At 54.3% G+C, this 24,923-nt stretch carries 36 protein-coding genes and 1 tRNA gene; 29 read left to right on the forward strand and 8 right to left on the reverse strand.

Features of this window, described 5'->3' with window-relative positions; all coding sequences use genetic code 11:
* Positions 1-39: 39 nt before the first annotated feature.
* From terL to H3L94_RS04300, 4 genes are read right to left on the reverse strand one after another with little or no spacing between them, the layout of a single operon-like run.
* Positions 40-1,437 carry a phage terminase large subunit gene (terL, locus tag H3L94_RS04285; RefSeq protein ID WP_182122797.1) on the reverse strand — a complete coding sequence of 466 codons (1,398 nt, stop codon included), beginning with the start codon at positions 1,435-1,437 and terminating at the stop codon, positions 40-42.
* A complete protein-coding gene (locus H3L94_RS04290) occupies positions 1,434-1,817 on the reverse strand; it encodes a hypothetical protein (RefSeq protein ID WP_182122798.1) in 384 nt (127 codons plus the stop codon). The genes terL and H3L94_RS04290 overlap by 4 nt, the downstream gene beginning before the upstream one ends.
* A 15-nt stretch (positions 1,818-1,832) precedes the next feature.
* Positions 1,833-2,528, reverse strand: coding sequence for a ParB N-terminal domain-containing protein (locus tag H3L94_RS04295; protein ID WP_182122799.1), 696 nt, complete (start codon positions 2,526-2,528; stop codon positions 1,833-1,835).
* The gene (locus H3L94_RS04300; protein ID WP_425325930.1) at positions 2,512-3,807 is read right to left on the reverse strand and encodes a putative antirestriction adenine methyltransferase; all 1,296 of its coding nucleotides are present in this window, start codon (positions 3,805-3,807) and stop codon (positions 2,512-2,514) included. Before H3L94_RS04300 ends, H3L94_RS04295 begins: the two co-directional genes overlap by 17 nt.
* Positions 3,808-3,927: 120 nt before the next feature.
* Between H3L94_RS04300 and H3L94_RS04305 the strand changes: the two genes are divergently transcribed.
* Together H3L94_RS04305 and H3L94_RS04310 are read left to right on the forward strand one after the other, a co-directional pair.
* Complete coding sequence (locus H3L94_RS04305; RefSeq protein WP_182122801.1) at positions 3,928-4,299, forward strand: DUF488 domain-containing protein; 372 nt, start codon at positions 3,928-3,930, stop codon at positions 4,297-4,299.
* 9 nt (positions 4,300-4,308) lie between these two features.
* Positions 4,309-4,536, forward strand: coding sequence for a hypothetical protein (locus H3L94_RS04310; RefSeq protein WP_182122802.1), 228 nt, complete (start codon positions 4,309-4,311; stop codon positions 4,534-4,536).
* 2 nt (positions 4,537-4,538) lie between these two features.
* Here H3L94_RS04310 and H3L94_RS04315 read toward each other — a convergent pair.
* The 3 genes from H3L94_RS04315 to H3L94_RS04325 form a co-directional block, all read right to left on the reverse strand.
* Positions 4,539-4,612 (reverse strand) — tRNA-Gly (locus H3L94_RS04315).
* 127 nt (positions 4,613-4,739) lie between these two features.
* Positions 4,740-5,144: a hypothetical protein gene (locus H3L94_RS04320; RefSeq protein WP_182122803.1), complete on the reverse strand. Its 405-nt coding sequence runs from the start codon at positions 5,142-5,144 to the stop codon at positions 4,740-4,742.
* A gap of 71 nt (positions 5,145-5,215) precedes the next feature.
* Complete coding sequence (locus H3L94_RS04325; RefSeq protein ID WP_244958841.1) at positions 5,216-5,950, reverse strand: LexA family transcriptional regulator; 735 nt, start codon at positions 5,948-5,950, stop codon at positions 5,216-5,218.
* A gap of 122 nt (positions 5,951-6,072) precedes the next feature.
* Between H3L94_RS04325 and H3L94_RS12775 the strand changes: the two genes are divergently transcribed.
* The 3 genes from H3L94_RS12775 to H3L94_RS04340 are packed head-to-tail and all read left to right on the forward strand — an operon-like array spanning position 6,073 to position 7,020.
* On the forward strand, positions 6,073-6,300 hold the full coding sequence (locus H3L94_RS12775; protein WP_182122804.1) for a transcriptional regulator: 228 nt from the start codon (positions 6,073-6,075) through the stop codon (positions 6,298-6,300).
* 34 nt (positions 6,301-6,334) lie between these two features.
* Positions 6,335-6,802 (forward strand): phage regulatory CII family protein, encoded by a 468-nt coding sequence (locus H3L94_RS04335; protein ID WP_182122805.1) that lies wholly within the window; start codon positions 6,335-6,337, stop codon positions 6,800-6,802.
* A 2-nt stretch (positions 6,803-6,804) separates the two neighbouring features.
* Positions 6,805-7,020 carry a hypothetical protein gene (locus H3L94_RS04340; protein WP_182122806.1) on the forward strand — a complete coding sequence of 72 codons (216 nt, stop codon included), beginning with the start codon at positions 6,805-6,807 and terminating at the stop codon, positions 7,018-7,020.
* Here H3L94_RS04340 and H3L94_RS04345 read toward each other — a convergent pair.
* Positions 7,007-7,267, reverse strand: a complete 261-nt coding sequence (locus H3L94_RS04345) for a hypothetical protein (protein ID WP_182122807.1) — start codon at positions 7,265-7,267, stop codon at positions 7,007-7,009. The two genes, H3L94_RS04340 and H3L94_RS04345, sit on opposite strands and share 14 nt — an antisense overlap.
* Before the next feature lie 120 nt (positions 7,268-7,387).
* Between H3L94_RS04345 and H3L94_RS04350 the strand changes: the two genes are divergently transcribed.
* The 24 genes from H3L94_RS04350 to H3L94_RS04465 all read left to right on the forward strand — a co-directional run bounded on the left by H3L94_RS04350 (position 7,388) and on the right by H3L94_RS04465 (position 24,859).
* The gene (locus H3L94_RS04350) at positions 7,388-7,591 is read left to right on the forward strand and encodes a helix-turn-helix domain-containing protein (RefSeq protein ID WP_040660037.1); all 204 of its coding nucleotides are present in this window, start codon (positions 7,388-7,390) and stop codon (positions 7,589-7,591) included.
* A gap of 96 nt (positions 7,592-7,687) precedes the next feature.
* Positions 7,688-8,620 (forward strand): replication protein, encoded by a 933-nt coding sequence (locus H3L94_RS04355; protein WP_182122808.1) that lies wholly within the window; start codon positions 7,688-7,690, stop codon positions 8,618-8,620.
* Complete coding sequence (locus tag H3L94_RS04360) at positions 8,620-9,420, forward strand: ATP-binding protein (RefSeq protein ID WP_182122809.1); 801 nt, start codon at positions 8,620-8,622, stop codon at positions 9,418-9,420. The genes H3L94_RS04355 and H3L94_RS04360 overlap by 1 nt, the downstream gene beginning before the upstream one ends.
* A gap of 40 nt (positions 9,421-9,460) precedes the next feature.
* Positions 9,461-9,694 carry a hypothetical protein gene (locus tag H3L94_RS04365; protein WP_182122810.1) on the forward strand — a complete coding sequence of 78 codons (234 nt, stop codon included), beginning with the start codon at positions 9,461-9,463 and terminating at the stop codon, positions 9,692-9,694.
* Positions 9,687-9,884, forward strand: coding sequence for a hypothetical protein (locus H3L94_RS04370; protein WP_182122811.1), 198 nt, complete (start codon positions 9,687-9,689; stop codon positions 9,882-9,884). Before H3L94_RS04365 ends, H3L94_RS04370 begins: the two co-directional genes overlap by 8 nt.
* 86 nt (positions 9,885-9,970) lie before the next feature.
* Entirely contained in the window at positions 9,971-10,450 is a 480-nt protein-coding gene (locus H3L94_RS04375; protein WP_182122812.1) for a RusA family crossover junction endodeoxyribonuclease, read from the forward strand.
* A 1-nt stretch (position 10,451) separates the two neighbouring features.
* Positions 10,452-11,057 carry a DUF1367 family protein gene (locus H3L94_RS04380; RefSeq protein ID WP_182122813.1) on the forward strand — a complete coding sequence of 202 codons (606 nt, stop codon included), beginning with the start codon at positions 10,452-10,454 and terminating at the stop codon, positions 11,055-11,057.
* 103 nt (positions 11,058-11,160) lie between these two features.
* A complete protein-coding gene (locus H3L94_RS04385; protein WP_182122814.1) occupies positions 11,161-11,457 on the forward strand; it encodes a DUF1364 domain-containing protein in 297 nt (98 codons plus the stop codon).
* The gene (locus H3L94_RS04390; RefSeq protein WP_182122815.1) at positions 11,454-11,993 is read left to right on the forward strand and encodes a DNA-binding protein; all 540 of its coding nucleotides are present in this window, start codon (positions 11,454-11,456) and stop codon (positions 11,991-11,993) included. Before H3L94_RS04385 ends, H3L94_RS04390 begins: the two co-directional genes overlap by 4 nt.
* Before the next feature lie 682 nt (positions 11,994-12,675).
* Positions 12,676-13,035, forward strand: coding sequence for a hypothetical protein (locus H3L94_RS04395; protein WP_182122816.1), 360 nt, complete (start codon positions 12,676-12,678; stop codon positions 13,033-13,035).
* A gap of 213 nt (positions 13,036-13,248) precedes the next feature.
* Positions 13,249-13,854: a hypothetical protein gene (locus H3L94_RS11930; protein WP_220457319.1), complete on the forward strand. Its 606-nt coding sequence runs from the start codon at positions 13,249-13,251 to the stop codon at positions 13,852-13,854.
* Positions 13,845-14,831: a tyrosine-type recombinase/integrase gene (locus H3L94_RS04405; protein ID WP_182122817.1), complete on the forward strand. Its 987-nt coding sequence runs from the start codon at positions 13,845-13,847 to the stop codon at positions 14,829-14,831. The genes H3L94_RS11930 and H3L94_RS04405 overlap by 10 nt, the downstream gene beginning before the upstream one ends.
* A 12-nt stretch (positions 14,832-14,843) precedes the next feature.
* Positions 14,844-15,134, forward strand: coding sequence for a hypothetical protein (locus tag H3L94_RS04410; protein ID WP_182122818.1), 291 nt, complete (start codon positions 14,844-14,846; stop codon positions 15,132-15,134).
* A gap of 154 nt (positions 15,135-15,288) precedes the next feature.
* Positions 15,289-15,666, forward strand: coding sequence for a hypothetical protein (locus tag H3L94_RS04415; protein ID WP_182122819.1), 378 nt, complete (start codon positions 15,289-15,291; stop codon positions 15,664-15,666).
* An 81-nt stretch (positions 15,667-15,747) separates the two neighbouring features.
* Positions 15,748-15,987, forward strand: coding sequence for a hypothetical protein (locus H3L94_RS04420; RefSeq protein WP_182122820.1), 240 nt, complete (start codon positions 15,748-15,750; stop codon positions 15,985-15,987).
* On the forward strand, positions 15,987-16,202 hold the full coding sequence (locus H3L94_RS04425; protein WP_182122821.1) for a hypothetical protein: 216 nt from the start codon (positions 15,987-15,989) through the stop codon (positions 16,200-16,202). Before H3L94_RS04420 ends, H3L94_RS04425 begins: the two co-directional genes overlap by 1 nt.
* 12 nt (positions 16,203-16,214) lie before the next feature.
* Complete coding sequence (gene dnaN / locus H3L94_RS04430) at positions 16,215-17,303, forward strand: DNA polymerase III subunit beta (protein ID WP_182122822.1); 1,089 nt, start codon at positions 16,215-16,217, stop codon at positions 17,301-17,303.
* A 9-nt stretch (positions 17,304-17,312) separates the two neighbouring features.
* Positions 17,313-17,549, forward strand: a complete 237-nt coding sequence (locus tag H3L94_RS04435; RefSeq protein WP_182122823.1) for a hypothetical protein — start codon at positions 17,313-17,315, stop codon at positions 17,547-17,549.
* A 37-nt stretch (positions 17,550-17,586) separates the two neighbouring features.
* Positions 17,587-18,384 carry a RecB family exonuclease gene (locus H3L94_RS04440; RefSeq protein WP_182122824.1) on the forward strand — a complete coding sequence of 266 codons (798 nt, stop codon included), beginning with the start codon at positions 17,587-17,589 and terminating at the stop codon, positions 18,382-18,384.
* Between the two features lie 7 nt (positions 18,385-18,391).
* A complete protein-coding gene (locus H3L94_RS04445; RefSeq protein WP_182122825.1) occupies positions 18,392-19,177 on the forward strand; it encodes a hypothetical protein in 786 nt (261 codons plus the stop codon).
* 40 nt (positions 19,178-19,217) lie between these two features.
* Positions 19,218-20,126: a hypothetical protein gene (locus H3L94_RS04450; RefSeq protein ID WP_182122826.1), complete on the forward strand. Its 909-nt coding sequence runs from the start codon at positions 19,218-19,220 to the stop codon at positions 20,124-20,126.
* 308 nt (positions 20,127-20,434) lie between these two features.
* The gene (locus H3L94_RS04455) at positions 20,435-20,986 is read left to right on the forward strand and encodes a DUF4760 domain-containing protein (protein ID WP_182122827.1); all 552 of its coding nucleotides are present in this window, start codon (positions 20,435-20,437) and stop codon (positions 20,984-20,986) included.
* 335 nt (positions 20,987-21,321) lie between these two features.
* Complete coding sequence (locus H3L94_RS04460; protein ID WP_182122828.1) at positions 21,322-22,152, forward strand: BRO-N domain-containing protein; 831 nt, start codon at positions 21,322-21,324, stop codon at positions 22,150-22,152.
* A 214-nt stretch (positions 22,153-22,366) separates the two neighbouring features.
* A complete protein-coding gene (locus H3L94_RS04465; protein ID WP_182122829.1) occupies positions 22,367-24,859 on the forward strand; it encodes a DNA methyltransferase in 2,493 nt (830 codons plus the stop codon).
* Positions 24,860-24,923: the final 64 nt, after the last annotated feature.

Below are 24,923 nucleotides of genomic sequence, written 5' to 3' on the forward strand. Positions count from 1 at the left end.
TGACACTGCAGCGGATTTGGACGATACGTCGCTCATTGTTTACAACCTCAAATTGGCTTTGGCGGCCAGTCCGCCGGTTAAAAGCTCGTTGAACGCCCGGCTGCAGGCGTCGATTTGGTCGTCATGCCGCCCATTGGGAAACATCTGCATCTCGTTAAGCAGAGCCTGCACGTCCCAGCTGCCGTCTGAAACCACGATCACATTGCCGACATTGACCTGTGCGGCAAATGGTTCGGCCCGCGTTACCTTGTCGCCCGATTCCGGGCTGGCGGAAACGGAAAAACCCGCCAATTGGCGGGTCAGATACAGCACTTGGGATTTGCCGGCTTGTCCGGGGTCTTGCGGAATGGAAATGCGGGTTTTCCGCGTATCCATAACAGCGGTATTGCGCAGCACTTTGTCGCGCTCATCTGCGCCGTACTGGCCGCGCTGGATATGGGCAATCACAAACCGGCCGTCATCCATCTTGCCGATACGGGCGCCGGCGGTGTAGTCGCCGTCATTGGCAGTTGAGGCCAAGTCCCAGCCGCGCACCCATCGGATATTGCCGGCAGGGATAGCGCTTACCACGTCCATTTTACTGGGCTTGAATATGCCGCCATCGGGCGGGGCCGGCTGTTGCCGGTATTGGCCGGCGAACACATACGGCGCGGCCTGCTCCATATTACGGAGCGTTTCAATGTCGTGCTTTTCCGGCCATAACGCCGTTCCGTCGTCCTGAATGGCCGACAAGCAAAGATGCTCCCATTCTTCGCCGTTGTTTCCTTTTAGCAGCCAGCCTGAAATATCCTGTTCGTGCAGGCGCTGCATGATGACGACAATCGGTGTTTCTGGGCTGTTCTTGCGGCTCTCAAGCGTGTTTTGAAACCAGTCAATCACGCCTTGCCGGCGAACTTCGCTGCGCGCCTCGTCTGCTTTGTGCAGGTCATCAAGAATAATCGCCCCGCCAAATTCCGGCCGGTGCTTACCTGCGCCAAAGCCGGTAATGGTGCCGCCGGTACCTGTGGCATACATGACGCCACCAGCGGTGGTTTTCCAATGGGCTTTTGCTTCTTCAGCCAGTGCGACACCGGGAAAGATGGCCTGATAATCCTCGTGCTGAACCATGTTTCGGATTTGCACGGAGTTATTAACTGCCAGCGTGGCTGAGTAGCTGGCATGGATAAATTCGCTGTCCGGCACCCGCCCCATCGCCCACGCAATAAAATTGACAACGGCCAGTTCGGTTTTGGAGTAGCGGGGCGGGATATTGATGATCAGGCGTTTGGTTTGGCCGTCAAAAACACGCATAAGGGCATCGCAAATTAAATCATGATGCTTTGCCTGCATCCATGGATAGCTTCGGCGCATGGCAAACATATAGCGGCTGAAAACATACAAGTCTTCTCGCGCCGCCAATGTTAATGCGTGCTTCTCCGCGCCGCCCAACTCAATCATATTTTGCTCAAACCGCTTTTCAGCGCCTCTTTGATGTCTGCCCGTGTGATTTTTACCTGTGGCGTCATACTGCCGTCGGAACTGGTGTTATCAACAACCTGAGTTTCTTTCCAGCCGCCACGGGTTTTGAGATAAAAAATCATGGCCGATGTGTCGCCATCCATCGCTTTCTTGAACAGACGACCGGCAACCGCCCCGACTGCTTCAACCCGCGCCGTCTCCAACTCTTTGCGGAAATATTTGCGAACGGTTTTATCACAAATTGGCTTACCGTCTCGGTAAATGGTTTTTGCCACTTCTTCCACACGGAAGCCGGCCGCCGTCAATTGGTAAACCTTCTGCCGCTCCTCGTTTGTGGGTGTGAATGCTTGTCTTGACATTTTTTATACTCGGAATTATGCGCCTTCGCCGCCAAGCTGCTCCAGCCTCTCTTGCGCCAACTGCACCACAGCTTTAATGGCCTCGGTCGTGTTGAGAATGTTCAGCTCGGATTTGACGGCGAACACCACATCAAACAGGGAATTGAAGTCGTCCATCGAAGCAATCAGGTGCAGGCGTTTCGACTTGCGTTTGATTTTCTCCAGCGCCTCACAGAAAATCTCTTTATCGCCCTGCAAGAAGTGGAGAATGACCTCTTCTTCCTTCGGCGCTTCAAACGTCATGGCGGCTAAGGTCAGCTCATCAACCTTGAACATCTCATCTGTGATGCCGCTGTACATTTTGAAATCAAGATTGCCGATGGAATCGTACAGGGCCCTGAGCAGATTCGGATCGTCTTTGCCCGTGATGCTGTTATGGGAAAGCTGCAAAGCCACCTTTTGGTCATGGCTGATGGCAGACTTGATGACAATCACTTTTGCCGTCTCAATGCCTGCCTGAATGGCAGCCTGCACCCTGTGATTGCCTGAAATAATCTCGCCCGGCACATCGCCGTCATAAACCAAAGGCAGAGAAGTCAGGCAGCCATCGTTTTTGATATTGGACACCAGGAGGTCAAACTCTTTTTTGTCCATATACCGCGCATTGTCGGCCAACAAAGTCAGTTCCCGCAGCGGGCGCTCTTCAATCGCCGTCTCAATTCTTTGAGCCATATTTTTTGAACCACTCCAAAAAAATATCGTCCAATGTGCCGGTACGAACATGGGACGAATAATTGAGGAAGCCGTCTTTTTTGGCATCTAGCCGGAAAATGCCCCGGTATTTCATGCTGACCGGCTTGGGCGTGAATGCTGTAGTCAGAACACGCTCCACATTGATGAAGTACCTGCGGTTGATGTGGCCGATAACCAATTCCGAAGTCGCCAACATGGCAACCAGCTTAGACAACTTACGCTCGCGGGATAGAGAGAAGTCACTCAGTAGATAGATATTGCGAAGCTTGTCGCCGAAGGTCGGAAGCGTATAAATGGCCCCGCCGATGAGCATATCATCAACATAGAACAGGGCATTAAACATCCCGTTTTTGTGCTTGATGCCTTTGGCCAGGTAGATGTCCTTCAGGAAGTTCATCGCCTCGGACGGCGCCACCACCGCTTTGACCTTGGAGTGCTGAGTAATCAATTCCGGCACGACAGCCTTGTAAGCGAACGCCCTGGCCTTGCTGGAATCACGCCGCAGGCTTGTATTGCCATCGCTGGAATAAATATAAACCGGCTTGTTGCTGCCTTCGTACATCATTGACGGCTTGATATCCTCAAGCAGTCGGTCGGAAATAAAGGCATAGCGCACGCCGCTGTCATTAAGGCGCGCAACCAAATCATGCGTCTGCTCTGGGTCGTATATCTCGTAGCGCGGCTCATCCGGCCAGTCCACATTGTCATTGATGACACGATACATCCGCTCATACCCGCCTTTATAGGTCGGGGCGAATGCGATCACACCGTTTCCGTTCTCGCGGGCGGAATCAATATGCTGCATGAAGTCGCCCAAGAAGAAACCGTCAATGCTGATTTGCTCCAAATACTGCTTTGCGCGCTCCCTGTTTGCCGAGAGGATGTCGTCCATCTCTTGCAGCATATATTGCCGGCGGGCGCGGCAGTATTGGTTGTCACTCTTGAATTTGTTGAGCGTCAGGGCAAAGGCCAGCACGGCAAGCTGCGTTTCCGCGTCATTGGACAGCCGGTCATTCAGAAACGACAGGTCATTCTTGAATGAAAACTCCGTTTCCCGCCCGGTCTTCGCTAGGCCGATGATCGAAGACATCAACGACACGTCATTGCTGATTATCGGCAGGGTTTGGCTCACGCTCCTGATGGCCTGCTCAATCCTGAAGGAACCAGAGCAGCACACATTGACGCCCCGCCACTTGGATAAATCCACATGCGAAACGATTTGCTGCGCTACTTTTTTCGGAATGCTGCCAACAAACATAATAAGCCTTTGAAAAACTGATGTTTTTTATCAAAAATTCCTGTACAAATCTGGCAAAAAAAGTATAATTTATCTTGCAGTTTCAGCAACTTAACCAATTCAAGCCAGAAAGGATTTGAGATGAAAACATCGTACTACCAGAAATTCAAAACCACCCCGGGCGGCATCTGCATTTCGACTTATCCGCCGAAATGGATAAAGGGGAAAATCCCTGAATATCTCGCCCTGTCTCCGCAGTTCAATTTCCGCGTGCCGTTTGACGAATACAAGCAGAAATTTGAAGCTCAGCTTTCCAAGCTCGACCCGCAAAAGGTTTGGGATGACCTGCACCAGCTATCAGGCGGGCATGAACCTGTGCTGCTTTGCTACGAAGCCCCACCGTTCGATAAATGGAATTTCTGCCATCGGCGCATGGTGGCCGAATGGCTCCAAGAAAAGCTGGGTGTTGATGTTCCTGAATGGACGGAGCCTGAAACCCAGGAACTGTTTTAAAGGCCGACCATGCTTGTCAAAAAAACAGACCAAGTGCGGGCCTTGGTTGCCCAAAGAGACTATGCCGGGGCGCTTCGCATCGCCAGCAAGTTCAGAATGCTGGCCGCGGACGATAAAAAAGCACTCGTTATGGCGCACGAGTGCCGACATAGCCCGGATTTTTACAGGCAATTGGGGCTTGATACAGACGCCCTGCAACAAAAAGGCATTACTGTGTTACAGCGTCTGTACGGATAAATTGGAGCGGGCAACAGGAATCGAACCTGTCTGCACAGCTTGGAAGGCTGCTGCCTGACCGATAGGCTATACCCGCATGAAAAAACGGCTTCCCGAGAGGGTTAAGCCGTTTATTTCTTACTGGCACAATTCGTACCAGTATCAAATTACTGCTGATTTTAGGACAAAAAATCTCAAATTGCAAGAAATTTTACAATTGCACCTCAAGCTTTCGGTGCCATCATCTCCAGCACCTCAATCAGCGCATCTTCAGCGCCCACCAGGCGAGCAAGGCTCAATGCAGTTTCCGGGGTTGGGCTGGCCTCATGCTGTCTTTTCACTTCCCGCCGCCGCTGCTCGTGCTCCCACAGCATTTTGCGGACGGCTTCTGCGTGGCGGCCAAGGTTGATGCCGCAGAAATCAGCCGGCACGGTACCGATGCGGTGAACAACCGCCAGCCGCTCAATGCGGCCGCTGTCCTCGTCGTACTCCTGTAACGCCACCAGCACCCCGCCTGCGCTGGCCGCCCGCTGTTCTGCGTGTTTGATGGCCGTTTCCCGCCCGGCATAGGCTTGGTGCGTGAAAGGCGTGTCGCCGCCGTAGGCTTGGACGATGTAGGTCGTTTTCATGATGTCCTTTCAGGTAGCCTGAATGTGATGTTTGAAACATCAAAACCCCGTAAATAAAGGCTTTCAGGCGGCTATGGATAAATCACCATCGAAGAGAACACTCGCCCGATGATGTCCACCTCTTCGCCAAGTGCCGCCACTTCTTCTGGATATGCTTCGCTGTTGAAGCTGATTATCCTAACGGTGCCATTGGCATTTTTTCGCAGCACCTTAACCCTCAATAGATCACCGTGCCGGATGGCGTACATTTGACCGTCTTTGATGTGGCGGCTGCCTGTATCTACGCCGACAGTAGCGCCATCTGGCAGCACTGGCTCCATGCTATCGCCTGATACGCTAACACAAACAGCTTTATCTTCTTGGACGCTGCATTTGCGCAGGGTAGATTTCGCAAATGCCAGTTTAAACCCATTGTGATCATCTTCTGTGGTGCTTCCATTCCCAGCGGCAAGTGCCACATCTTTGTAAAACGGCACTAGAGCAAATTCTTCCGGATCTGGTGGAGTGTCATCGCTCCAGCCGACGATCTGACCGACGGCGGAAACATTTGATTCGACCTGAGCTATAGACTGAATGTCAGAAGCCACTGCATTTGAATCTATCGGCGTATCAAGCCATCCAGTCTGCAAATCTAAAGCAGCTTCAATTTGTCTTTTGGTTGATGTGCTCATGTTGCGATAGCCGCCAACCCATTGGCTTATTTGAGCCGCAGGCTTGCCAATTTTATCCGATAAGTTTGCCTGCGTTCCGTAAATATCAATAAGAAGATTTAACCTATCTACATTGATTTCATTGATAGTTTTCATAAATCAAACTCCTTCTTTTTTATTTTAACAAAATGTTATTTTAAGAAACAATGCGCTTTTTGCTATTTATAAACTAATAACATTATGTTAATATAAGCGCATTATGCTAATAGAGAGGGAAAATGAAACTCAATGACTACTTGATTGAAAGAGGTGCATCTTCCGCCCTAGCGAAAAAGTCAGGCATCCATCCTGAAGTCATCTCTATGTACAAAACCGGCAAAAGAAAAGTAACTGGGAAAGATTGCTTGAAAATCGAACAAGCCACCAACGGCCAAGTTACCCGCCGCGACCTGCGCCCCGATGACTGGCACGAAATCTGGCCGGAATTGGCGGTGTCGAACGAATGACTGAATTATCCCAGTCAGGGAGAAGGTTTACACCATGAAAACAGCCCATGATTTCCTGCACCACCCTGAATTTGCTCTGCTGCTTCAGGCTGCATGCAAAAACGGGCGCGGCGGGATTACGGCGGTAGCTGCGACCATTGGCATGAACGAAAAGCTGCTGGCCAACAAGCTCAATCCGAACTGCCCGACCAACCACCCGACGGCGGACGAGGTTTGCCGCATTGTTGAAGCGACGCAGGACATCAAGCCGGTGCAGCGCTTGGCCGGTTTGGCTGGGTATGTGTGTATGCCGTTGCCGGATTGCGACCGGGCTTACAGCGACCCGCTGGCCGGTTTTGCTGATGTAGCCGAAAAGCACAGCCGGGTGGCAAAAAAGCTTATTGCCGCCCACAAAGAAGAATCGGAATCAGGCCGAGAAATTGGCCCGAACGAGCAGATGCGCATTCGCGCGGCGATATTGGACATGGTGAACGATGCCATGTGCCTGTACGGGAGTATTTGACGATGAAGAAGACAAGCAAACACTTAAGCAAACGTGAACGCCGCCTGATTAAGGGCGTGGTGTTCGATCAATGGCAGGCAGGCAAAGAGCCGGTGTCCGATATTTTGGATCGTGCCGAAGCGGTGGCGAAGTTCTTTGCCCGCCTGAATAAGCATAAATCACGGCCGCCGAAGCCACGCGTTGGCGTTGAAGGCGGAAGCCATCTTAAGCCCCGCTGATGAATTGATTCGATTCCTCAAGCATGAAGGCGGACCATTCATCAAAACGGCAAACAAAAATGAAGTCGTTTTTATCCATGACAGTTTGCAATGATTTCCGCACAACATCTGCACTCAAGCTGGTTTTTAAAACCCATACGGATTTTAAGATGGATTTAGCTTGGCCGAGTGATTGGATTTTCTCAATCAGGGCTTGGTAGTCCTGACCTGAAAAATGAAGGTCATAAGTAATCAGCAAATTATTCATTTTTACACCGTGGGGCGGTTGTTTGTGGAAATTCAATCATACCACGGCGTTAGCGGACGTTTTAACCGCCGGGCGGGTGGGATGCCCGCCGAAATACGGCTACCTGAAAGGGAGTATCTGATGAGCCAATCACAGCAAATCCTTGCTTGGATGCAGGCAGGAAACAGCATCACGCCACTTGAGGCTTTGCAGCGTTTCGGCTGCTTGCGTCTTGGCGCGCGGATTTATGACTTGAGGCAGTCCGGCCATGCTATTTCAAAGCAGACAGTGCATGACGAGCGGACGGGGAAAACGTATGCCAGTTATTCGATGGTGAGGGGTTGATATGCGTGAACGATTTTGGACGTGGGCATTCGGCCTTGCTTTGGCCGTAACCGAGTTTTGCGAGCACCGGATATTGGCGGCGGTGGGGGAGCGGGAGTGAAATACATACCGAATGCATTTCAGGTAGCAAATGCCTTTGTGGACGAGATGATGGCGGATTTGAGCGGCTCGGCCATCAAGTGCTACCTGAAGATTGTGCGACAGACTACCGGATGGGGAAAAGAGATGGATCATATCCCTATCTCTCAATTTCAGACAGCTTGCGGTCTGAAAAAGCGGGACACAGTAGGCCATGCTTTAAACGAACTGGAGCAGGCCGGTTTGATTGAGCGTGTCGAGCGTTTGGGCTGTGTTACCGGATACCGCCTGAAAGGGGTTGAACCTACCCCGAAAAACGGGGTGACTACCCACCCCGAAAATGGGGGTAACCCCAATAAACGGGGTAACCCCGAAAATGGGGGTGGGGTAACCCCGAAAAACGGGGTGACTACCCACCCCGAAAAACGGGGCACATCAAAACCCAATACAAAACCCACTAATACAAAACCCAAAGATATAAGCGCACACGCTGGCGCGTCTGCGCCCGATGCGCCTACTTTGCCAGACCAACCCAACACACTTACCGACGGCTGGGACAGCAACGGCCCTGAACCGCCTGCCAAACCGAAAAAACGCCAGCCCTCTGCTGCCCAGTTGGAACTGACTGCCTACCACCTGCTGGCTGACAAGGGCGTGGACGGGCAACTGGCTGCGGACTACATGGCCTTGCGCAAGAGCAAACGGGCGGGGCCGCTGACGCAGACGGCTTTGGCTGGGCTGGAGCGTGAAGCGAATCTGGCCGGCTTGTCGCTGACGCAGGCGGTTACGGTTTGCTGCGAGCGCAGCTGGGTGGGCTTCAAAGCGGAGTGGTTTTTCCGTGACAGCGAGCCACGAACCAGCCCTGCCGCCGGCAAGCCGAGACAAAACGCAATCAACCGCGTGCCGCAACACACCAACGGCGGCGCGCATCTGGCGAAGGATATTTTGTGATGGATACAGCCCAACCAATCAGCGAAGTTTTGCAGATGAAGGCGTTTTTCACGCCGATTTCGGTAACGACCAAAACCTGCCCGAAGCACGGCATCGAGTACGAGGAGCAGGAATTCAAACACTTCACCCGAGGCTGCCCGGAGTGCGCCAAAGAAGCGGAAGCCGAGCGCCAACAGCAGGAGGCGGCAAAGCGCGATGAAGAACGGCAGGCATGGCTACGCAAACGCATTGAGCAGCGTGTCGGCGATTCGCGCATACCGAAGCGCTTCCAGGACAAAACCGTGGCCGGCTACCGGGCGGAGAACGACGGCCAGCGCTACATCGTGGAGCGAATCAAAGCCTATGCCCATGAGTTTACCGAAGGCCACTCCGGCCGCTGTTTGGCCTTGTTGGGCAATGCGGGGACAGGCAAGACGCATCTGGCCTGCGCGATTGGCCGTCATGTCATCCACAACTGCGGCGGGCAGGCGCGCTTTACCAGCGTGGCGGAAATCAATCGCATTGTGCGTGAGGCCAAGAGCTACGACAGCGAGCACACCGAAAGCGAAGTCATCGAGGCATTCGGCGCTTACGACCTGCTGATCATTGACGAGGTAGGCGTTCAAAGCGGAACTGAAGCGGAAAGCCGCGCCTTGTTCGATGTGTTCAACGAACGCTACCAGAACTGCCGCCCCACCATCTTGATTTCCAACTTGGATGCCGACGGTTTCAAGGCTGCCGTAGGCGACCGTATTGCCGACCGCGTGAAAGAGGACGGCGGCGAGGTGTTGATTTTTGATTGGGGTAGCAGCCGTGCGTAATGGCCGTTGCATCGCCTGTGCCCATTGGAGGCTGTGGGAAATGGATCATGCCGGCAATCGACGCTGGCAGCGCATGGCGAAGTTTGGATTGGGCGAATGTGCCGCCGAACCGTTTGCCGGAAAGTATCGACCGCCAAACAGCGAGTGCAAGACCGGCCGGTTTGAAGAAATCGAGGCGGAACAGACGAAGCGGCGGCAGGCGAAATTGGATGAGTTTGCCGGACAGGCAAAGCAGATGGTGGAGCGATTGAAAAATGAATTATTGGATGATTGACATTATCCACGCCTTAGATGGCCTTTGTAATTTTGTGGTGTTCTTTAGTTTTATTGGATATCTTTTATTAAAAATAAAAGGTTATGAAATAATCGTCACAAAAAAAAGACCTAAATTTTTGCTGATTGCGGCTTTTTTGGGTGTTTTGTTTATCCCCTCAAAAGAGACGTTGATTAAATTGCTTGGGTGAGGCTTAGAAATGCGAAAACTGATGGATTGGCTGGCCTGTGAGATCGGGCTGGTGGACGTGACGAAACAGCGTGGGGAGGTGCTGGAATGAAAAAGACCCTGCTCTTCCGCGTGAACGGCCAGCCACAAGGCAAGGGCCGACCGCGTAGTACCAAAGGCGGCCGCCACTACACGCCGGCCAAAACCCGACAATACGAGGCCGAAATCCGGGCGGCGGCGATGAAGGCGGCCCAGCTGCAAGGCTGGCTGAAATCGGACGAGCCGCTGCGGGTGCATATCGGGGCATGGTTTGCCGTGCCGAAAAGCTGGGGCAAGAAGAAGCGTGCGGCGGCGATGGCGGGCAATCTGTATCCGACCGGGAAGCCGGATGCCGACAATATAGCGAAAGCCGCATGTGATGCCTTGAATGAAATCGCCTACCACGACGACAGCCAAGTGGTTGAGTGCGTAATCCGCAAGCGCTACTGCTTTATGCAGGACGATGTACCGCATATCACGGTGTTTGTTGAGCGGATGCCGACGATGGACGAAATGAAGGCGGAAGCGTTGGCGCGGGAGGCGGCCTGAAATGGCGATTGAAGCTGCCGTCATCAAAACCCCCGCCGGCACATTGGCCCCGGCCACGGTGGCGGATGCGGAAATCTTGCGCGAACTGAAAATAGGCAAACCCTACCGCGTCAAGGTCACGCAGATGTCCAACCGAAGCTATCAGCACCACAAGCTGTTTTTCGGCGGTCTGCTGCCCTTGGCCTATCAATACTGGCAGCCAACCGGCGGCATGGTAACGGCGGGCGAAAAGAAGCTGGTGGAACAGTTTGCCAAGCGCCTTGAGGCCATGCACAACAGCGGCGGCCTGTTTCTGGAATTTGCCGAGGAATTTGTGTTGTCGGTGGCGGCCAAGCGCGGCGAGAAAGTGGGCGCGGTGCTGCACGATATGGAAGCCTTCCGCCGCTGGCTGACGATGGAAGCGGGTTATTTTGAGGTGTACGAAACCCCGGCCGGCATCCGAAAAGAGCCGATGAGCATCAGCTTTGCCAGCATGGATCAGGAGACGTTCAACGCCTTTTACCGCAACTGCTTTCAGGTAGCCTGGAATTTGATGCTGCGGGGAAATTTTGAGAACGAAGAAGCCGCCTTACGCGCGGCGGAAGAAATGATGGAGTTTGGATCGTGAAATTAAGTGAATTGGCTTTTTTGTTGGTATTCGGCATCCCTGCGGTGCTGTTGATGTGGGGCGGCACGCTGGTGCTGCTGCGCCGCTGGTGGAGGGGTTATTGATGAGCAAGATACGGCAGGCGGCACGCGGCCAGCAATGCCAAATCAGGCTACCCGGCATCTGTAACCGCAATCCCGAAACTGTGGTGCTGGCGCATTACCGCATGGCCGGCACCTGCGGCACCGGGCTGAAACCGCCGGACTGGCAGGCGGCGTTTGCGTGTAGCGCCTGCCATGATGAGGCCGACCGCCGCACGCGGCTTATGGATGCGGAAGAAGCGCGGCTGGCCCACGCAGAAGGCGTGATGCGGACACAGCAGATTTTGGTGGAAATGGGATTATTGGAGGTGAAGGGATGAACGAACAAGCACTATTCGGCAGCGTGGAAGAGGCGCTGACTTTTGCGTTTCACTACTCGGCGGAGCAGTCGCCGCGCACGCCGATGACGGCCTTGGCGCAAGGCGGTGCAATCGGCAGCGGCAAAGGCTTGTACGGCGTGGACGGAGCGGCACAGGCCGCCATGATATTAAACAAGCTGGATGCTCTGCCAAAAGAGCAGCGCTGGGCGCTGACGGTACGATTTGGAGATGTGGAACACGAATGCCCCTGCTGCGGCCATCCTGCCAAAAGCCACGAATGGAAAGATGCGGTTGATGGCTTGTCTTGGTGTGTGGAGCTTGAGGGTATCCCGAAGCAGATGCGCCATGCGATGATTGCGAAGGTATTGTGCCGGCAGAAAGTGGATTTGGCTGGCATGAGCGAGCGATACGGATTGGCGCGTAGCACCACTTATCGCCAACAGAATGAGTTGAAACATCGGTTGAATACGCATGAGAGGCAAGGGTTGGATGCTATACGGGATATGCTGTTTGAGCTACTACCCAAAGCGGCGTGAACAGAAATAAATAAAAAATAACCGCCTAATAAAATAGGCGGTTATTTTTTGCCTGTTACCTGTCAAAAGAACGCCAACCATCACGATCATCGTGACAACTGCCCACGAGAAAGGCGAGAGCCGAAGCCCCCGCCTTAATTTGAAATTGCTTTATCTACATTCCCGAATGTTTGGCGACAAAAAGAATGCAGATTAAAGCTAAACCACCGCTATGCAGATTGACTATAAGACTCTGCAAGTGGCAGATGCCACACACTATACCACATCCCACCGCCCCAAAGGCGGTTTTTTTTGCGCCTTTAAGCCATCCCTATAAATAGCATTTTGTTAAAATAAATAACAAAAATATTCAACAATTTAGATTATTTTGTTAAAAATATCGCTTTTTGCTATGTACTAATGAATAACATTTTGTTAATATACACCCATCGAAGCAAACACCGCTTCACCGCTCTTTAAAAGTTCAGGCAGCCACGCACCGGCCCGGTCACGGGATATTGCAGGGTGCGACGCGCAGGGTATCAGGCGCGGCACAAACGGGAATGCCCCGACAAAAATCGGGCGGAACGAGAGATACACCGGCGACGCTGGCTAGAAATTAAGCGACAAGCAACACCCAGAATTTTTAACAAAGCCGCTTCAGCGAGGCGGCTTGATTAAAGGTTCAACACAGGAGAGAGACATGTTCGATTTCAGCCGCGCCACCGCCCGCTACCAAGACAAGCAACTGGCCGCCCATATCGACCAAATCAGCCGCGCACAGGCCGCTGAATGGGTGCAGGAAAGCCGCAACGAAGTACTGCGGGCCTACTACCCCCAATGCCGCGCCATCGCCGCAGAGCAAGCCTATCCCTTCGCCACCTGCAACGGCGACTTCGACCTGAGCGACGTAGAGCCGTGCCAATGGCATGAATGGCTGGAAGTGGAAACCCCGGCCAGTCTGCGCGAAGCCATGCTGCTTCTGATTGCCGAAGATGCCGACTTTGCCGGCCTGGATTTTTTGGCAACCGAAGCGGCCAAAAAAGCCCTTCAGGCAGCCTGAAGCCGCCCTAGGCGGTATCGGTAAGGGAAGGCTAAGGGCCAACGCGACCGCGGAAACCGTGAATGCTACCGATTCGGAAAGCTAGCGGCCAACGCAACAGCCCAAACCCCGAGTGCTACCCTTACCCATACCGCTTACCAATCACACAAGGGGACAATCATGATTAACGCCACCTACCAAACCCCCACCGGCAAAATCGTAAACATTGATTTTATGGCCGACAAAATTGACTGCGCCGGTATCCAATACCGCTATCAGCGCTACTGGACAAAAACAGCGGCCGAATTGACAAAAGCCGGCCTGAAAATGCCGGACGGCGGCAAGTTGCCGGAAGGCAAATATCTGTACTTGGTTGTCAAAAAAGACGGCAAAGATGGTGCCGTCATCGTCAATCCTGAATATTTGGCTGATTTTGAGAACAAATATGCCCAAGCGCGCGAGGCAAAAATGGAAAAAATCCGCCAAGAGACCAAAGCTCGCGAAGAAGAGTTGGAGCGCAAAATCCCCGGCTTGAGCATTTTGCGAAACGCATACTACGACATCAACGCCTACCATGATGCGTTTAACCGCATGATGGAGGATGAGCAAAACGACGGAGTGCGCCCTCCGAAAGCGCCTCAAGCGGACATCGAGGCGCTGGAGCAGCAATACCCCGTTGCAAAGGTGTACCTCAAGGCGTGTGATTACTCTGATGCAAGCAACTACCAAAAAGCCGGTGCCGGCAGACAGGCAAAGATTTTGCTGGAGAGCGGCGGCAGCATCGAAGAGGCCAACAAGATTTTGGATAACTGGTTGCCTGAGGGGGCAATATGGGACTGATGCAGATTTTGTCGGCACTATCGCCAGTGCCGACTTATCAAGAGGTGGATATGGAGTGGCGCAGTAAAAAGCTGCGCCATTGTGCTGTCAGCACTCAAACCAACCACCGGCGCCAGGCAGAAATCTACATCTATCCGATTATTGGGCAGATGCCGATCAACCGCATCAAACGCAGACACATTTTGCGCATCATTGATGATTGCGCTGAGCGGTACCCAAGCACCGCCCGCACAATACTTGCCCGCATGAAGCGGGTATTTGCTTATGCGGTATGCCGTGACTGGGTGGATGGCAATGTATGCGACAACTTGCAGGAGGCTTTGCCGGCTATTGAGTACAACGGCTATGCCTTCCTGCCGCCCGACCAAATGCCGCATTTGTTTTATGCGCTGGGCGAGCAGGCGCACCGTACCAATGAGGCGGTTCAGGTGGCCTTTTGGCTGCTGGTTTACACCGGCTTGCGGCGGGGCGAGGTATGTGATGCCAAGTGGGAGGAGATGGATTTTGATGCCGCCCTGTGGCGCATCCCAGCCGCCCGAATGAAAACGCGATCACGGCGGGAAGCCAAAAAGCGTATCTGCCATTTGGTGCCGCTGGCTCCGCGTGTTTTGGATTTGTTGCGGTATTGGCATGCCAAAAATGGCAGTCCAAAGCGCGGCAAGGTTTTTAACCTGCACCCCAGTACGGTTTGGTACTGGGTTAGGTACACCCCCTATCACCGGGCGATGACCTTGCACGGCTTCCGCAAAGTATTCAGTACCGCCGCCAACGAATCGGGGCTTTGGTCGGCTGATGCGATTGAGCTTCAGCTTGCGCACATAGACGGCTCGGTGCGCGGTGTTTACAACCACGCCAAGCTGATTGATGAGCGCACCCGCCTGATGCACTGGTATGCAGACCAGGTGGATGCTTGGCTTTTACAGGCTGCCAAAATCGGGCAGTCGCAACCGGCACGCTTGCCGTGCTATCAACAATGATTGGAGATACCCATGCGTATTATTGATTCGATGTCGATTTTTTCCGCCGAAACCCTAGCCGCCGAAGCCCTGTTTGAAAAGGGCGTCAGCACAATGGCCGAAACCCGTGTTATGCGGGTATTTGCCGCCGAAACGGACGCCAGCGGCCAAGTGACGAAATACAAGGCATCAATGGTAACAACCTACCACAAGGCAAAACACGGCGAAACCAAGCAAACAAGCGGCTGGAAAACTTACGGCTCAGCAGCAGAAATGCGCGCAGCTGTAAAAGAGTTTTTTGCCGACCTTGAGTTATTGGATTGATTGGCAGTTTGCATCATGACCCCAGTGCGCAGGTGGGAAAACAGTGCACAGTGCGTGGGTAAGACCTCCTTATCGGTGAGGTAGCGCACCGATTTACCGCGACGCACGGACAGGCCGGAAAGACGGCTTTTTTTAAACCAATCGGAGACACCCCATGAAACACAAAATCAAATTTAGCAACAAACAATTATCTGCTCTGATGATTGTTTTTAATCTGGCGAAAGAAGCAATCGAAAACGACTTGATGCCGGTGAACAAAGAGAGCGGCGAAAAGCTGCTGGATAAAGAGGCTGCCGAAAAAGCGTGCGTGTGCGCGTATCAAGTTTTACGGCCTGCCATGGCAAAAGTCGCGCAGATTGATGTTCAAAAAATTGAGGTTGCAAAAGACGCAAAAACTGGCGAAATCAACGTTGTGAACGGCGACAAAATTCCGCCGGAAGTTTTGGAAGTCCTGACTGCCATTATTGGGTCGCAACAAAAAAAGCAGGCCGAAGCCAGCCCTGAGCCTGAAACCCAAGAAGGCAACGCCTGATTCCCTAAGCCGCTTCGGCGGCATAGGCATGGCGGTTGCGACCAGCCGCCATCCCTATGCCATCAACAAGGAGATATGGACATGACATCCAAAACCATCCAAGCGATCACAGCCGCAGCAGCGGCTATTTTTATGCTCGGCGCACTCGCCGCCATGAGCAGCGCCGAAGCCCCGAAACCCGCGCGGCCAGCATTATCGGCAACCCAAACCAAGCCGGCCGCCCAAAAAGCCGCCCGCCTCGCCGTACTCGCCAGCCCGTGGCAGGGCATGAGCGACACCGAACTGATGGCCGGCGTGGTGCTTGAGCCGGAGGGCGAATAATGGACTACTACCTGAAACGCACCGGCACGCAATGGACGGTCAGAGAAATGAAGTTTGACGCCAAAGGCAAGCGCCGCCCCGGCCAGCCCATCCAATGCTTTGCCGACTACGCCGAAGCCGCCGCTTACTACGATACCCTGCCCAAAGGCAGAGACATTACCAACCTGCGAACCGTCTGCACGTTCCGCCCGCGCGGGACAATGATGGCGGCGTAACCGGAGAACACCATGGATTTAAGCATCAACAATACCGACTTTGCGGATTTGATTGCCGCCCCTGCTTCCGCAGCAGCACGCCGCAGCACGCTACCGATTTTGAGCAATCTGCTGATTCGGCGCGAAGCCGGCCTACTGACCGTGACCGGCAGCGATTTGGAAATTCAGATAAGCAGCACCCTGCCTTCAGAAGGGGAGGATTTTGAAATTTCCGCCGACGCGCACAAATTGTCCGCCATCGCCAAAGCCGCGCCGACCGGTGCAATCGTCATCAGAGGCGATATAGGCAAACTCAACGTCAAAGCAGGCGGCCGCTACACCCTGCCCACCTTGCCGGCACAAGACTTCCTGCTGATTAAAACAGCGGGCGACACCACCACTTTGCAATGTAAACAGGGCGAATTGAAAACCCTGCTCAAGCGTACCCTGTACGCCGCCCCGGTAAACGACATCCGCCACTACCTCAACGGCCTGCTGCTGAAAGTAAAAGACAATGTGCTGCACATTGTCGGCACAGACGGCCACCGTTTGGCCGCTGGGAAAATTGAACTTATCGAAGGCGGTAAGGACATGGAAGTGATTTTGCCGCACCGCGCCGCCAGCGAAATCATCAAGCGGCTGGCCGACAACGAAGACCCCGTTTTTATCTCCGTCCACGGTCTGCGTCATGCCGATATCCGCATTGGTGGCACCACATTACGCTGCCTGCTGATAGACGGCAAATTCCCCGACTGGGAGCGGGTTTTGCCGAGCAAAGACGGGAAGAAGCTTAATCTGAACCGCCAACCCCTGCTCGATATGCTGGAGCGCATCGAAATCATGCTGGATAGAAGCAAGCCATACGTCAATTTGGCCGTTTCCGCTGATAAATTGACCGCATCCTACTATGGAACAGACGGCGCGATAGAAGACCACATCCCCGCATCGTTTGATGGCGGAGCAATGGAAATCGCATTTAATGCAGGCTACCTGAAAGAAGCCCTGCGCAATATCCCCGGCGACACCGTAGATATTTACCTAAGCACCTACGAACGCGCAGCTTTGATTGTCAGCGCTGCCGCCGACACCCTGCAAACCGTCGTCATGCCGGCAAGAAATTAGGAGATGAACATGGTTACCCTATACAGGAGAGTGGACATAGACGTGGAATTGGACGATTCCGACATCCAAGAAATTTTGGAGAAAGTCGGCTGCACCTGTGGCGCGAGCGCAGGAACCGCCACTGTGGGCAGGCAGGAAATAGCCCACTTAATCGATCAAGCCGACTTAGAAACCCATCAAATGACCCTGCCGCCGTATCTGCGCGAACTGCTGGAACACCTGACCGGCCGCAGATTCGGCCAATAACCCCGCCGCCTGAGCGGCATTATTTTTGGAGTGAGCCATGAGCCGCATCGTTACCATCCGCGCCAGCAGCCTAGGCCGCCTGTTCGACTGCCCCGCATCCTGGGCAGCCACCAACATCTACGGCAAACGCCTGCCCTCCAGCGGCAAGGCCACACTGGGCAAAGCCGTGCACGCCAGCACCGCCGTATTTGACCAGTCCACATTAGACGGCGCCGGCATCACCGCCGAAGAAGCGGCCGCCGCTGCCGTGGACGCCATTTACCAGCCAGACGAAGAAGTGATTTGGGACGAAGAAAAGCCGCAGGAAGTGGAGAAAATCGCACTCTCCCTGCACCGCAAATACTGCGACCAAATCGCCCCCGGCCAAACCTATGCCGCCGTGGAAATCCGCTGCGACGGCCTGCAAATCACCGATTTGGGATTGGAGCTAACCGGCACCACCGACCGCATTGTCTGCACCGAAGATGGCTACGGCATCGCCGACATCAAAACCGGCAAGGCCGCCGTGGGCGCAGACGGCAAAGTCAAAACCGCTGGCCACGCCTACCAAATGGGCGTGTACGAATTATTGGCCGAACACGGCAGCGGCCTACCCATCACCGCCCCCGCCGAAATCATCGGCCTCAACACCGCCAAAACCGACGCCGCCCAACGTGTCGGCACCGGCCAAATCGAAGGTGCGCGCGAAGTGCTGCTGGGCGATGAAAACGGCCCAGGCATCCTGCAAATGGCCGCCGCCATCGTGCACAGCGGCAATTTCTACGGCAACCCCAAAAGCATGATGTGCCACCCGCGCTACTGCCCCGAATACCCCACCTGCAAATTCAGAAAGTGAGAACCCCATGACCCAGCAAGTCACCCTCGGCCAAATGCGCCAAACCGCCCCCGCCGAACAAGTCCGCATGGGCTTCGGCAGCCTGCAATCGTTTGAACTGATGCAGCGAGGTGCAAAACTCTTGGCCACCGCCCAACTGGTGCCGAAAGAATACCAAGGCAATCTACCCAACTGCGTGATTGCCCTGAACATGGCCAACCGCATCGGTGCCGACCCCTTGATGGTGATGCAAAACCTTGTTGTCGTACACGGCAAGCCCACCTGGAGCAGCCAATTCCTGATTGCCACCGTCAACACCTGCGGCCGCTTCACCGCCTTGCGCTACGAATTTTTCGGCGAAGAGGGCACCGATAGCTGGGGCTGCCGTGCATGGGCGATTGAGAAAGACAGCGGCGAAAAACTGGTGGGCACCGACATCACCATCGGCATTGCCAAAGCCGAAGGCTGGTACGGGAAAAACGGCAGCAAATGGAAAACCATTCCCCAACAAATGTTGATGTACCGTGCCGGTGCCTGGTGGACGCGCGCCTATGCCCCCGAATTGAGCATGGGCCTGCAAACAGCGGAAGAAGCCGCCGACATCATCGACATCGCCCCCAGCGGCGAAGTCGTCGGCGTCACCACCGAAACCCTGCGCCGCGAAATGAAAAACGTTACCGAAGAAGCTGAAGGGCTGGATGTCGAGCCGGAGGCGCAACATTCCGGGCCGCCCCAGCCCATCATCGACCCCGAAACCGGCGAAGTGCTCAACCCTGAAGCCATCCCTGATGTAGCACAAGGCCAATTGGTTTAACCCCGGGCGGCCGCGTGCCGCCCAAACCACGGAGCCACCCATGCAAACCGCATCCCAAATCATGGCCGCCAAAAAGCAGGCCAAAGCCGCCGCCAAAATCACCCGCGAAGCCAAACAGCAAATCGGCACCGGCAAAATCCCTGGCGACCGCAACCGCCGCGCCAACATCGAATTTACGCAACACCAAAACCGCCGCGAACTGCGCGAAGGCCCGCCGGAAAGCCAAGACAACGCCGTAACCGACGAGATCCGCAGCTGGCTGGCCTATGGCGAATTGGTGTACGGCCACCATATGCCATCCGTTACCGTGTTTGAAAAGCTCATCCGCGCCATGCGCTGCGTGGCCGGCATCTATGCCGACTACGAATTGAGCGCTGCCGCCAACGCCGCCCAGCACAGCCTGGAGCAGAGCCGAGAGAAAGCGGATTTAAGCCCCAACCAGCGCCGCATCCTGTTGCGACCGCTGCGCATCCTCATCAAATACGCTGCCGCCTATGCCGCATTCATACCCGCCCGCACCGTGGACACCATCGCCAAATACTGCGCCAGCGTTCAAGTAGCCCTGTACACCACCGGCCTATTCGAGCGCCCGCGCGAGCATTACGAAGGACTGAACGCCGTTATCCGTGGCGAATCGCTGCGTGATTTGGCGAAAAAATACGGCATCAAAATGCCCGAACTGCGCACCGGCATTCTGGAAGCCGCCTGGTGCCTGTACCGCATCGCCGAGTGCTTTCAGGACGTGGACGAGCCGCAGGCCATACCCGACCTGCGCAAACCCGTCTGGCAGCCATACGGGCAACCGGACACCCTGCAAGGCATGATTCGCGAGATGGTGGAGAAATGGCTGATACCGTTTGAAAACCACACCGGCCTGACGCTGATTGACTTCAAACGCTTCCGCCAGCGGCTGATAGATATTGACGTAAAACACGCGCAGGCTGCGTGAAGGCGGCCATATTGCCAAGCGAAAGCAAACCCGCCACAATACCCCCGTTCCCGCAAGGGGCTTGAAGACCGCACCAGCGGCACGGCATCCGGCAACGGGTGCCGTTTGTGGGTTCAGCGCTTTAAACAAAATTTGAAAATCGGGCGACTTTGCCCTAATATAGGGGCATCTGATGCACTTCGCTGGCTGCCAAATTGGCAGCACCTACCCAACTACAACCACAAGGATTTCATCATGAGACGCATTTACTTAGACGGCTGGGATGGCAACGACAACAACATCCGCCAAGAAGGTTGGGATGGCTTTTAATGGACATCGCAACATTTAATCAAACTTATGGCTTCTGGATACAAACAGGAGCCATTATCGCATCTATCGTCGTGACAGGCTTTTTTGCTCAAAAAGCCATTAAGGCCAACGGCAAGTCAGCCAAAGAAGCCTTACACCATAACCACACAATGGTTCGCAAACGCGCCACCATCGACATCATCATCCAAGAAAACCAAGATGACGAACTGGTGCAGGCAAAGCGCATAGTACTAGCCCTGCCGGAAGAGGCATCATTTGTCAGATATCTGGAGCCACGCCTGTGTGACAATCCGCAGGCACAGGCAGAAAAAGAAAGCATCCGGATATTAATCAATCGTCTAGAATTTATTGCATTGGGCATCAGACAGGGCGCTTTTGAAGAGGAAATTTACAAACGTCTGAAACACTCAGACACCATGGAGATTTGGGAAAAAGCCAAGCCCATGATTATGGAAATGAGGCGGCGAAAGGGACGAGATACTTACTATCAAGAGTTTGAATGGCTTGCAAACCGATGGAAAGCAGATCCGTTGCAAGCAGATAACTTATAAAGCCCCGACACCATCAGGGCTTTTTTATTGCCAACCGAAAGCAAACAGGTTACTATACCCCTGCCGCTTCAATCAGCGGCGCAGGCTTGGCGGCCTGTTTCTTTCAGTAGGGCATCAAATGCCGCTTCATGCGGTTTTTGTTTGCATAAAGTTCCCCCGAAAAGGGGGTACGCAAAACGTACCCCCTTTATGAAACTCCTACGGGGCGGGCTTTTCGGGACATCGAAAGATGTGCTGTTTCCCTATTGAACAGTCCGCCAACCTGAAAAGTACCGCTCCACCCATTCTTGGCGGAATGGCGGCGGGTTAAAAAACTTTCAATAGGAACTTTTAAAATGCAAACTCAAATTTCTGTTTTCCAGTTTCAGGTAGCCCAATACGTCCGCGTTGAAATCAAAAACGGGGAACCGTGGTTTTGTCTCAAAGACGTGGCCGACATTTTGGAAATTGAAAACAGCCGCCGCGTAGCCGCTGAAATGCTGAAACCGAACGGCATCGAAAAAATCAGCGTGGAAACGGGCGGCGGCAAGCAGCAACTCACCTTCATCAACGAGCCCAACCTCTACCGCGTCATCTTCCGCAGCAACAAGCCTGAAGCGGTGAAATTCCAAGACTGGATATTTGAAGAAGTCATCCCCGCCATCCGCAAAACAGGAAGCTACGAACTGCACCTCGACCGCTGGCTCACCGAATGGGAACGCGCCCAAATCCGCGCGGCGGTGAAAGAGCGCTGCGAACGGACAGGGGAGAGCAGCCAAGCCGTATACCGCAAACTGCACGCCTTTATGGGCATTCCCAGCTACGAACAAATCGGCGCCGCCCAATTCCAAACCGCGCTGAATTTCCTCGCCAGCATGGAAAACGCCCCCGAAGTCTTCCGCCAGCCGCCAGCCGCCCGCTTTGAAGACCACGAAGTCGCCAGACTCGCCACCGTGGTTTACTACTGCAACTGGGCGTGCCGCCTGCTTGAAGAAGTATCCGCCCCGCTGAAAGCCTTGGGCTACAACAAAGCCCTTACCATGTGGACAATCGCCGACGAAAGCATCTCCTTCCTCAGAGGGAGCCGCGAAGCATTGGAGCGAGAGCTGCCGAACATCGCCGACAGCTACTACCGCAACCACATCCAACACAGCCTGCGCCGCTTCGACGCCGTGCAGACCATTTAAACCCGAACTTTCAACCAGCCCCGCCCGCGCGGGGCTTTTTCTATGGAGCAAAGCAATGACACACCACAACCCCCGCCGCCGCGTCTGGAACTGGCAGGCAGTCGTCCGCCACCGGCAACGGCTTGCCAATCAAAAAAGCCGGAATCTGAGCGACAAGTAATTTTGTGAATCAACCGCTGCATACAAAGCAGCGGTTTTTTATTGGGAAAACCACATGGACTACATCGATTTTTTGCGCGCCAAAATCCCGCTGGCCAACTTCGACGGCTACGACGTCGCCCTGGACGAAATCAACCCCATGCTGAAACCGCATCAGAAAGCCGTGGTGCAGTGGGCAGTCAAAGGCGGCAACCGCGCCATTTTTGAAGCCTTCGGCTTGGGCAAGACCATGCAGCAGATTGAGATTGTCCGCATCATGCAGGCCAAAGCAGGCGGCAAAGCCTTGATTGTCTGCCCGCTGGGTGTGCGCCAAGAATTTAAGCGCGACGGCCAAAAGCTGGGCGTGGATTTTCAATTCATCCGCCGGCCGGAAGAAATGGACGGCGGCGATTTTTACCTGACGAATTACGAAAGCGTGCGCGACGGCAAGCTCGATCCGTCCCTGTTTACCGTGGTGTCGCTTGACGAAGCCAGCGTGCTGCGCAGCTACGGCAGCAAAACCTATCAGGAGTTTTTGCCACTGTTCCGCAACGTCAAGCATAAGTTTGTTGCCACTGCCACGCCGTCACCGAACCGCTACAAGGAGCTGATCCACTATGCCGGCTTCCTCGGCATCATGGATACCGGGCAGTCTTTGACCCGTTTTTTCCAACGCGACAGCACCAAAGCCAACAACCTTACCCTATACCCGCACAAAGAGCAGGAATTTTGGCTGTGGCTCAATTCGTGGGCAGTATTTCTGCAACGTCCGTCCGATTTAGGCTTTGACGACACCGGCTACGATCTGCCGGAAATGAAGCTCGTGTATCACGAAGTGAAAACACAGCATGAGCTGGCCGGTACCGACAAATTCGGCCAGAACCTGTTGTTCAAAGATGCCGCCATCGGCCTGCAATCTGCTGCCGCCGAAAAGCGCGACAGCCTGCCGGCGCGTATGGCCAAGATGCAGGAAATTTTGGCTGCCGACCCGGGCAGCCATTACATCTTGTGGCACGGCCTGGAGACCGAGCGCCACGCCATTCAAAAAGCGGTGCCGGAAAGCGTGGCCATTTACGGCAGCCAAGACCTCGACAAGCGCGAACAGGCCATTATTGATTTTTCCGATGGCAAATTCAAATACTTGTCCGCCAAACCCTCGATTGCGGGCAGCGGCTGCAATTTCCAGCGCCATTGCCACAAAGCCATCTTTACCGGCATTGGTTACAGCTTTAACGACTTCATTCAAGCCGTGCACCGCATCCACCGGTTCTTGCAAACCGAACGGGTAGAAATCCACATTATCTATTCGGAAGCCGAGCGCGAAATCCTGCGCACGTTGGAAGAGAAGTGGGCCAATCATAAACACATGGTGGACAACATGACCGAAATCATCAAACAACACGGCTTGGATCAATTGAGCCTGTCCGACGTGCTGACACGCACCATCGGCATTGAGCGCATCGAAGCCAGCGGCGAGCGCTACACGCTGGCCAACAACGACTGCGTATTGGAAGCCCAGCGGCAGCCGGAGAATCACGTTGATTTAATCGTGACCTCTATCCCCTTTGCTAACCACTACGAATACACGCCCAGCTACAACGACTTCGGCCACACCGACGACAACGATCATTTCTGGGCGCAGATGGACTACCTGACGCCAGAGCTGAAGCGCATTCTCAAGCCCGGCCGCATTTATGCCTGCCACGTCAAAGACCGCATCTTATTCGGCAATGTGACCGGGGCCGGTGCGCCCACCGTCTCGCCGTTCCATTGCGAAGCCATCATGCACGGCATCAAACACGGATTTGATTACATGGGCATGATCACCGTGGTAACGGACGTGGTGCGCGAAAACAACCAAACCTACCGGCTGGGCTGGACGGAAATGACCAAAGACGGCACCAAAATGGGCGTTGGCTCTCCGGAGTACATTATTCTGTTCCGCAAGCCGCAGACCGACCGCACGCGCGGCTATGCCGATACCCCTGTCAAGCACAGCAAAGACGAGTACACCCGCGCCCGCTGGCAGATCGATGCACACGCTTTCTGGCGCAGCAGCGGCGACCGGCAACTGACACCGGATGAGTTGGCCGCCCTGCCGCCGGATAAACTCAGCCGCGCGTTTACCGATTGGACGCTGAAAAACGTCTATGACTACGAGACGCACGTCAAAATCGGCGAAGAACTGGAAACCCGTGGTGCCTTGCCGTCCAGCTTTATGAGCCTCGCCCCCGGCAGCCATGATGGCATGGTATGGCACGACATCAACCGCATGCTGACCCTTAACGGCCAACAAAAAGCCCGCAACGTACAGATGCACGTTTGCCCCCTCCAACTTGACATCGTAGATCGCCTGATTGAGCGGTACAGCAACCCTGGCGAGCTGGTTTACGACCCATTCTGCGGATTGGGCACCGTCCCTTACCGTGCCGTCAAAATGGGGCGCAAAGGGCAAGGCAGCGAACTGAACTCCGGCTACTTTCTAGACAGCGTGCAATATCTCAAAGCTGCCGAGCAAGAAGTTCAGATGCCCTCCCTGTTCGATTTTATGGAAGCGCCGGCAGCATAGCCATCAACCGCCTTCGGGCGGTTTTTTATTTGGAGTAAAAAATGACACCAGAAAACGCCGTATA

The organism is Neisseria shayeganii, from assembly GCF_014054965.1.
Classification (GTDB): Bacteria; Pseudomonadota; Gammaproteobacteria; order Burkholderiales; family Neisseriaceae; genus Eikenella; species Eikenella shayeganii.

Coding starts and splice junctions, on each gene's coding strand:
- H3L94_RS04365 (WP_182122810.1), top strand. CDS start 9,461: ATGGATCATGCCGGCAATCGACGCTGGCAGCGCATGGCGAAGTTTGGA.
- H3L94_RS04415 (WP_182122819.1), top strand. CDS start 15,289: ATGAAACACAAAATCAAATTTAGCAACAAACAATTATCTGCTCTGATG.
- H3L94_RS04380 (WP_182122813.1), top strand. CDS start 10,452: ATGGCGATTGAAGCTGCCGTCATCAAAACCCCCGCCGGCACATTGGCC.
- dnaN (WP_182122822.1), top strand. CDS start 16,215: ATGGATTTAAGCATCAACAATACCGACTTTGCGGATTTGATTGCCGCC.
- H3L94_RS04460 (WP_182122828.1), top strand. CDS start 21,322: ATGCAAACTCAAATTTCTGTTTTCCAGTTTCAGGTAGCCCAATACGTC.
- H3L94_RS04320 (WP_182122803.1), bottom strand. CDS start 5,144: ATGAAAACGACCTACATCGTCCAAGCCTACGGCGGCGACACGCCTTTC.
- H3L94_RS04350 (WP_040660037.1), top strand. CDS start 7,388: ATGAGCCAATCACAGCAAATCCTTGCTTGGATGCAGGCAGGAAACAGC.
- H3L94_RS04425 (WP_182122821.1), top strand. CDS start 15,987: ATGGACTACTACCTGAAACGCACCGGCACGCAATGGACGGTCAGAGAA.
- H3L94_RS04390 (WP_182122815.1), top strand. CDS start 11,454: ATGAACGAACAAGCACTATTCGGCAGCGTGGAAGAGGCGCTGACTTTT.
- H3L94_RS04435 (WP_182122823.1), top strand. CDS start 17,313: ATGGTTACCCTATACAGGAGAGTGGACATAGACGTGGAATTGGACGAT.
- H3L94_RS04375 (WP_182122812.1), top strand. CDS start 9,971: ATGAAAAAGACCCTGCTCTTCCGCGTGAACGGCCAGCCACAAGGCAAG.
- H3L94_RS04410 (WP_182122818.1), top strand. CDS start 14,844: ATGCGTATTATTGATTCGATGTCGATTTTTTCCGCCGAAACCCTAGCC.
- H3L94_RS04450 (WP_182122826.1), top strand. CDS start 19,218: ATGCAAACCGCATCCCAAATCATGGCCGCCAAAAAGCAGGCCAAAGCC.
- H3L94_RS04290 (WP_182122798.1), bottom strand. CDS start 1,817: ATGTCAAGACAAGCATTCACACCCACAAACGAGGAGCGGCAGAAGGTT.
- H3L94_RS04445 (WP_182122825.1), top strand. CDS start 18,392: ATGACCCAGCAAGTCACCCTCGGCCAAATGCGCCAAACCGCCCCCGCC.
- H3L94_RS04325 (WP_244958841.1), bottom strand. CDS start 5,950: ATGAAAACTATCAATGAAATCAATGTAGATAGGTTAAATCTTCTTATT.
- H3L94_RS04405 (WP_182122817.1), top strand. CDS start 13,845: ATGGGACTGATGCAGATTTTGTCGGCACTATCGCCAGTGCCGACTTAT.
- H3L94_RS04420 (WP_182122820.1), top strand. CDS start 15,748: ATGACATCCAAAACCATCCAAGCGATCACAGCCGCAGCAGCGGCTATT.
- H3L94_RS04360 (WP_182122809.1), top strand. CDS start 8,620: ATGGATACAGCCCAACCAATCAGCGAAGTTTTGCAGATGAAGGCGTTT.
- H3L94_RS04295 (WP_182122799.1), bottom strand. CDS start 2,528: ATGGCTCAAAGAATTGAGACGGCGATTGAAGAGCGCCCGCTGCGGGAA.
- H3L94_RS12775 (WP_182122804.1), top strand. CDS start 6,073: ATGAAACTCAATGACTACTTGATTGAAAGAGGTGCATCTTCCGCCCTA.
- H3L94_RS04370 (WP_182122811.1), top strand. CDS start 9,687: ATGATTGACATTATCCACGCCTTAGATGGCCTTTGTAATTTTGTGGTG.
- H3L94_RS04395 (WP_182122816.1), top strand. CDS start 12,676: ATGTTCGATTTCAGCCGCGCCACCGCCCGCTACCAAGACAAGCAACTG.
- H3L94_RS04455 (WP_182122827.1), top strand. CDS start 20,435: ATGGACATCGCAACATTTAATCAAACTTATGGCTTCTGGATACAAACA.
- H3L94_RS04340 (WP_182122806.1), top strand. CDS start 6,805: ATGAAGAAGACAAGCAAACACTTAAGCAAACGTGAACGCCGCCTGATT.
- H3L94_RS04385 (WP_182122814.1), top strand. CDS start 11,161: ATGAGCAAGATACGGCAGGCGGCACGCGGCCAGCAATGCCAAATCAGG.
- H3L94_RS04440 (WP_182122824.1), top strand. CDS start 17,587: ATGAGCCGCATCGTTACCATCCGCGCCAGCAGCCTAGGCCGCCTGTTC.
- H3L94_RS04345 (WP_182122807.1), bottom strand. CDS start 7,267: ATGAATAATTTGCTGATTACTTATGACCTTCATTTTTCAGGTCAGGAC.
- H3L94_RS04310 (WP_182122802.1), top strand. CDS start 4,309: ATGCTTGTCAAAAAAACAGACCAAGTGCGGGCCTTGGTTGCCCAAAGA.
- H3L94_RS04305 (WP_182122801.1), top strand. CDS start 3,928: ATGAAAACATCGTACTACCAGAAATTCAAAACCACCCCGGGCGGCATC.
- H3L94_RS04465 (WP_182122829.1), top strand. CDS start 22,367: ATGGACTACATCGATTTTTTGCGCGCCAAAATCCCGCTGGCCAACTTC.
- H3L94_RS04335 (WP_182122805.1), top strand. CDS start 6,335: ATGAAAACAGCCCATGATTTCCTGCACCACCCTGAATTTGCTCTGCTG.
- terL (WP_182122797.1), bottom strand. CDS start 1,437: ATGATTGAGTTGGGCGGCGCGGAGAAGCACGCATTAACATTGGCGGCG.
- H3L94_RS11930 (WP_220457319.1), top strand. CDS start 13,249: ATGGCCGACAAAATTGACTGCGCCGGTATCCAATACCGCTATCAGCGC.
- H3L94_RS04300 (WP_425325930.1), bottom strand. CDS start 3,807: ATGTTTGTTGGCAGCATTCCGAAAAAAGTAGCGCAGCAAATCGTTTCG.